The sequence below is a fragment of the Oleiphilus sp. HI0117 genome, from assembly GCF_001635235.1.
In genome coordinates, this window is the sequence record NZ_LWGA01000679.1 from 1 (window position 1) to 6,145 (window position 6,145).

Consider the following 6,145-nt stretch of genomic DNA (forward strand, 5'->3'; position numbering starts at 1 on the left):
CCCTTAGCTGAAAGAGTTGGTGAGATGATTGCGTCACGCAGTAAGCGAAGTGACTACTTTCGATTATCCCAAAAAAATATATATATTTTCCCGTCGCGTGCGGGTTTTGCTTATCTGTTACTTTTGTTGTTGATGCTGATAACGGCAATTAATTATCAGAATAGCCTTATTTACCTATTTACATTCTTCTTAGGTGCGATTTTCTTTTTCTCTATCTGGATGTGTTTTTTGAATATGTCCGGGCTTGAAATTAGTAGTGCTAAAGAAGAGGGTGTATTTGAGGGGGAGCGCGGCTACTTTTACGTGAAATACAGAAAAGAGCAGGGAGTGGCATTTGGTCTTAAAGTGGGCTTTGATGCAGGACAAATGAGTGCCGTCCCTCCGGTAACGAATAATCTTAATGAATATCCGGTTCAAGGTGGACTTAAAAACCGGGGATACCATACCTTAAAAAGATTGCGTTTGGAGTCGTGCTTTCCCTTTGGGCTGGTTCGAGCCTGGACATGGCTGAAACTGGATGCCTCGCTACTCGTTTACCCAAAACCTGTAGAAGGGAGTCCTACAAAAGCAGAGAATAGCGCTGAAAAAGGTTTGAGGAGCGATCAAAGGTCCGATGACTATAATTCGCTTCGTGCTTATCAAGCGGGCGATTCTATGCAGCGTATTAACTGGAAAAAATATGCAAGCTCTGAATTGCTAGTGGTTAAAGATAATGACTTAACTGCTTCAGATGCAAGCCGTGTACGTTGGCAAGATTATGAACCCTACGGAAAAGAGCAACGCTTACAGTTTATGTGTGAGAAAATAACTCGGCTGTACAAGGCTAAGCAAGCTTTTGGTCTTGAGTTACCGGTGATAGTGATTGAACCTGATTCAAGTGAGGCGCACTATTATGCCTGCCTTAAACAGCTAGCCTTATATTAATTTGCACGTGATCATATTAGTGGCTTGATAATGCAGAAAGACTTAAGAGAAGGTGATGACAAAGCAGTGATCAGCGGACAGAGCAACGTATTTGCGGTCCGTGCGCAGCCGGTTGGCGCCTTGCTATTAGTTATCATCTTACAGCTGATATCACACAGTGATCATCTTCCCATATGGCTAATCGTTTTTACGTTATTCATCTGTGTCTATCGTTTTATAGCTTATAAGCGAAATAGCCCGCCGGTAAGCACATTTGTCAAAACATGCTTAACGCTTGCTTCTTGCGCGGTGTTTGTCGCGCACTATAAAACCAACTTTTCTGTTGAAATGGCTGGCGCCTTTTTGTTTCTGACAGCTGTGTTGAAGTTTCTAGAGATCAAGGCTGACAAAGAGTTGTTTACAAGTATTTTTACGATGCTGTATTTAAGTTGTGTCTCGTTTCTATTTAGTCAGGGTGTATTTCATACGCTGTTGCAGTTGCTACTGATAGCTGTTTGCTTTTACGTGTTGCTATCCCAGAATATAGGCGTTGAATTTTCTTTAGGGAAGCGTGGTATTGCGACTTTGGGTAAAATGCTTTTCAAGCTCATGGCCGTGTCTATACCGCTTGTCATAGTGCTGTTTTTATTCTTTCCACGTATAGCTCCGCTGTGGCATATGCCTTTCAAAACTCAGCAAGGAAAGACAGGTATTAGCAATGTTATGTCTCCTGGCGATATTGCCTCACTTACCAAGTCTTCCGAAGTGGCTTTTAGAGCAGATTTCAGTGGTGTTGTCCCCGCCAAGTCAAACCTTTATTGGCGAGGTTTAGTACTCGACGAGTTTGACGGCAGAGAGTGGCGGCAAAGTATTGAGTATTATCCGGTCAGTCGCTATAAAATTGACCCAGGCCAACTTTATTCTCATGACGGCGCTACTTACCAGGTGATGCTAGAACCGCATCAAAATCGTTGGGCTTTTGCTCTCGATGATGGGCAGCCCTTAAGTAGTAACTTACTGAAAGGTGAGATGGGCCTTTTTAGCCTAAAAAACGATGCCATTCAGGCGACGCGATACAAGTTGAGTTATCAAGAGAGTCTTGGGATAGCGGTTGGCTCATTACCCTTTTTATCCGAGCTTAAGGGGGTGGATCGAATCAGAACGCCCGTTGTACAAGATTTGCAGCGACCAGGTGCATCTAGCAACCCTCGAACACAGCAATATATCGCGCAGATGAAGGCGCGATACCCTGAACCTGAAGCACTCTTTCGAGCCCTAATGGAAAACTTCGCCAAGCAGAATTTTTATTACACCCTTAAACCTGAGACGACTGGTGAGCACTTCGTCGATGAGTTTATGTTTGATACAAAAACGGGGTTCTGCGCGCATTATGCAGGGAGCCTCGCTTACATGTTACGGCTTGCAAATATTCCTGCTCGCGTAGTGATCGGGTATCAAGGTGGAGAGTTGCGCGATAATGGAAAATATATGGTTGTCCATCAATACGATGCGCATGCTTGGGTTGAAGTGTACATAGTTGGTAAAGGTTGGTTTAGGGCTGACCCTACCTCGATGGTTGCACCAGAAAGAATATTGGATGGTGGGGCTGATGCCTTTCGCGAGAAAGAAGGCTTTCTTGAAGACTCACCACTTTCATCAGTTGGGCAGCAATTAGCGCTTGTTAAGTGGGTGGGGCAATATGTTGATAAAATGAGTTATGGCTGGCAAAAGTGGGTAGTGAATTACAATCAGGGAGAGCACAAAAAGTTTGTCAGTTCGGTATTAGGGGAGTACAGCCTTTTAAGTGTCGCCAGTTTATTTGCGTATGTGCTTGTCGCTATTTTTATTTTATTTACCATCTATTTGTGGGGCCAAAAGTATGCCTTCAAATATACCTGGGCAGAGAAAAAATATATGATGTGCTGCTACGTATTAGCTCGAACTGGCTATAGCAGAACGCTGGGTGAAACGCCCAGGCAATATTTATTACGTATTCATTCTATCGCACCGCAATACCTCTATCGTATTTTAGAGCGAGTGACGAGTGACTTAGAGCGAAAGCAATATCAGTCTTGATGTCATCAAGGTAAAATTGGTCTTTGGTGTTGGCTAAAACGGTTAAAGGAATCAGGTAATGTCATTTTTTCCTTGGCAGGCGGCTCAGTGGGAGCGTGTGCTCAAGCAGGTAAGAGAAAATAAAGTTCCACACGCATTCTTGTTAAATGGTGTTGAGGGAATCGGTAAGCTACAGTTTGCGGAGAGTCTAGCAGCGTATCTTTTGTGTGAAAGTACGTCTGAGGGAAAGCTTGAGCAAGCTTGCGGCACTTGTAAACAGTGTCGTCTTGTCGAATCTGAAACTCACCCCGACTATAAGCATATTGGTCCCGAAGAAGGGAGCTCTATTCTTAAAGTCGATGCGATTAGAAATATGGTTGAGTTTTTCGCGCAATCGAGCATGCAGGGGGGGCGAAAGCTCGCAGTGTTATCTCCTGCAGAATCACTTAATCATAATGCGGCGAATGCGCTATTGAAAACCCTTGAAGAACCGAGTGGCGATTCCGTTATTATCTTAGTATCACATAGCTCGGGGCAGTTACTTCCAACGATTCGTTCTCGTTGTCAGGTGATTGACTTTTCGTTACCTGAAACGTCTGCAGCGAAGCAGTGGCTAGAAGCGGCGCTGAACAAAGACGAGCTTAGCTTGTCTGGAGCTGAGTTAGACTCGGTTTTAGCGCTGGCGGCCCAAGCCCCGCTAAGAGCTTTGGAGTACGTTAAAACGGGCGCGCTTGAAGAAAATCAACGTATGCTAGAAGAAATGGCTAGCTTTCTTCGTAAAGATGTTTTGGCCCTTGTTTTGGCTGAAAGGTGGAGCGATGATTTGTCGATTCTACGTGTAGAGTGGATGATTCAATGGTTGGAGCTCGTTTTAAAGGTCAAGTTGGCCAGCTTTTCCACTGAAGGACTTGCGGCGGCAAAAATGATCGACCATTTGGCTAAGGTTTCGACCGAGGCTCAGTTACTTGATTTATACAAAAGTGCCTTGGATCAACTGCGTTTGTTGCTCGGTACAAGCAATCCTAACAAGCAGCTGGTGTTTGAGTTTTTATTGAACCAATGGGCTGGCTTAATGGCTAAAAGAACGGTTTAATAAAGATCTCAAAAGTGTGAAGCAATTTTCAATTGCTTGCCTATACTGAAGATATATCACCTTAATACTACTCGAAACTGTTCGGGTTACAGTGGGTGCAACGACCAATTAGTGCTTTGTATTCAAGTGTTTGTACGGGCGCGTTATTGTTAAGAGAATTGTATGTCAGCAGGATTTGGGGCGCGTAGTGGTATCCTTACCCTAACAATCAAGGATAAAGCTGTTTTATATGCCGCCTATATGCCGTTCATTAAAAACGGCGGACTATTTATACCTACCGCAAAAAACTATCATCTTGGCGATGAGGTGTTTTTGCTGTTAAATCTAATGGAAGAACCTGAAAAAATCCCGGTAGCTGGGAAGGTTATCTGGGTGACTCCTAAGGGTGCTCAGGGTAATCGAGCAGCGGGCATCGGTGTTCAGTTTAACGAAGAAGATGCTACTGCCAAAAACAAGATTGAAACCTACCTGGCAGGCTCTTTAAGCTCAGATCGTCCTACACATAGTATGTAATAATAGGGGGGTGCCCCAATTTCTTGATACGATTCTTCAAGTGAGTCGCATAGATACGCATTTTTAGTTAGTATGTGCGGCTTTATCGTTGTAACAAGAGCGCGCTTGATTTTCATGTTTATTGACTCCCACTGCCACCTTGATCGTCTGAAATTAGCTCCATATGAAGGCGACTTGTCGCTTGCAATTTCAGCTGCCAAAGAAAACCTTGTAGACAAATTGCTTTGTGTCGCAATTGACCTGGAGCATATTGAAGAAGTGCTTCAGATTGCAGCTAAATTTCCCGATGTCTATGCTTCGGTTGGCGTGCACCCAGGTAGTACCGATTGTGAAGAGCCCACTATTGAACGCCTATTATCGCTTGCTGAGCGTGAAAAAGTCATTGCGATTGGAGAGTCGGGGCTGGATTACTATTATGGCCTGGAGCATAAAGATCTTCAGCTGGAAAGATTCAAGCGTCATTTAATTGCCAGTAAAGAATGTCGAAAACCAATTATTGTTCATACTAGAGATGCGAAGGAAGATACGCTAAACCTCATTGGCCAATACTCAGCCCCTGATGTCGCGGGAGTGCTGCATTGTTTTACTGAAGATTGGGATATGGCCTCCAGAGCGATGGATCATAACTTTTATATCTCATTCTCAGGTATTGTTACGTTTAAGAATGCTGTAGAGCTAAAGGATGTTGCTAAGCGAGTCCCATTAGAGCGCATGCTGATAGAGACGGACTCTCCTTATCTCGCGCCGGTTCCGTATCGTGGCAAGCCAAATGAGCCTAAGTATGTACCTGAGGTTGCCAAATATATTGCACAGTTAAAGGGCTGCAGCGTAGAAGAGGTTGCTGAGGTCACAAGTGAGAACTTTAAGAAACTGTTTAGACTCTAGCGAATTATCATAAAGGTTGAATGGAATGGAGTTAGGCCCTTTTAGTATTCAAACCGATAAATTGCGTTTGTCGGGTTATAAAAATAGTGTACGTCATGGTGTGCCGGTTATCGCACTGCATGGATGGCTCGACAATGCGGCTTCGTTTCTACCCCTATGCAACTACCTAAATCTAGATCGTCCCTTCTATGCAGTCGAAATGGCTGGGCATGGTTGGAGCGAGCATAGGCCAAGTTCGTCGTCTTATCATTTAGTCGATAATGTGGTGGATATTGCCGTGTTTATAGATTCTGTGCTCGAACAGATTGATGATGCGGGCGAGAAAGTTACCTTGATTGGTCATTCGTTAGGTGGGATTGTGTGTTCGTTTTTAGCTGCATCAATGCCAGAAAAGGTTGATAAACTAATTCTATTAGATAGTTTAGGGCCTCTAACAGACGAAATAGAAAATGTATTGCCACAGCTTAAAAAAGCGGTAGCAAAGGCTGCTCAGACGCGAGAGAGTAAAAAGACCATTTACCCAACTAAAGAAATGGCTATTCGCGTTCGAATGATGGGGATTGGAAAAGTATCAAAAGAAGCAGCGCAGCTGTTAATTGAGCGAGGTACAGAGGAGGTAGAAGGTGGTTATATTTGGCGCTCAGACCCGAAATTACTAGCCCCTTCTATGGTACGGTTTTCTGAAAAACAAGTTGA

Annotated in this window: 6 protein-coding genes; all 6 read left to right on the plus strand. The window is 44.0% G+C overall.

What is annotated here, in order from left to right; genetic code table 11:
• The coding region (locus A3757_RS09375) for a DUF58 domain-containing protein (RefSeq protein WP_068739489.1) at positions 1-924 on the plus strand (924 nt) is incomplete at its 5' end.
• A 30-nt stretch (positions 925-954) separates the two neighbouring features.
• Complete coding sequence (locus A3757_RS09380) at positions 955-2,979, plus strand: transglutaminaseTgpA domain-containing protein (RefSeq protein WP_068553508.1); 2,025 nt, start codon at positions 955-957, stop codon at positions 2,977-2,979.
• Between the two features lie 58 nt (positions 2,980-3,037).
• Positions 3,038-4,051, plus strand: coding sequence for a DNA polymerase III subunit delta' (locus A3757_RS09385; protein WP_068513678.1), 1,014 nt, complete (start codon positions 3,038-3,040; stop codon positions 4,049-4,051).
• 162 nt (positions 4,052-4,213) lie between these two features.
• Positions 4,214-4,564, plus strand: a complete 351-nt coding sequence (locus A3757_RS09390) for a PilZ domain-containing protein (protein ID WP_068513675.1) — start codon at positions 4,214-4,216, stop codon at positions 4,562-4,564.
• Between the two features lie 114 nt (positions 4,565-4,678).
• Complete coding sequence (locus tag A3757_RS09395) at positions 4,679-5,449, plus strand: TatD family hydrolase (RefSeq protein WP_068508560.1); 771 nt, start codon at positions 4,679-4,681, stop codon at positions 5,447-5,449.
• Positions 5,450-5,474: 25 nt separating this feature from the next.
• A partial coding sequence (locus A3757_RS09400; RefSeq protein WP_068739491.1) for an alpha/beta fold hydrolase occupies positions 5,475-6,145 on the plus strand: 671 nt, incomplete at its 3' end.

Bases quoted from the DNA above. Each gene is read 5' to 3' on its own strand.
- A3757_RS09380 (WP_068553508.1), top strand. From the start codon at position 955: ATGCAGAAAGACTTAAGAGAAGGTGATGACAAAGCAGTGATCAGCGGA.
- A3757_RS09385 (WP_068513678.1), top strand. From the start codon at position 3,038: ATGTCATTTTTTCCTTGGCAGGCGGCTCAGTGGGAGCGTGTGCTCAAG.
- A3757_RS09390 (WP_068513675.1), top strand. From the start codon at position 4,214: ATGTCAGCAGGATTTGGGGCGCGTAGTGGTATCCTTACCCTAACAATC.
- A3757_RS09395 (WP_068508560.1), top strand. From the start codon at position 4,679: ATGTTTATTGACTCCCACTGCCACCTTGATCGTCTGAAATTAGCTCCA.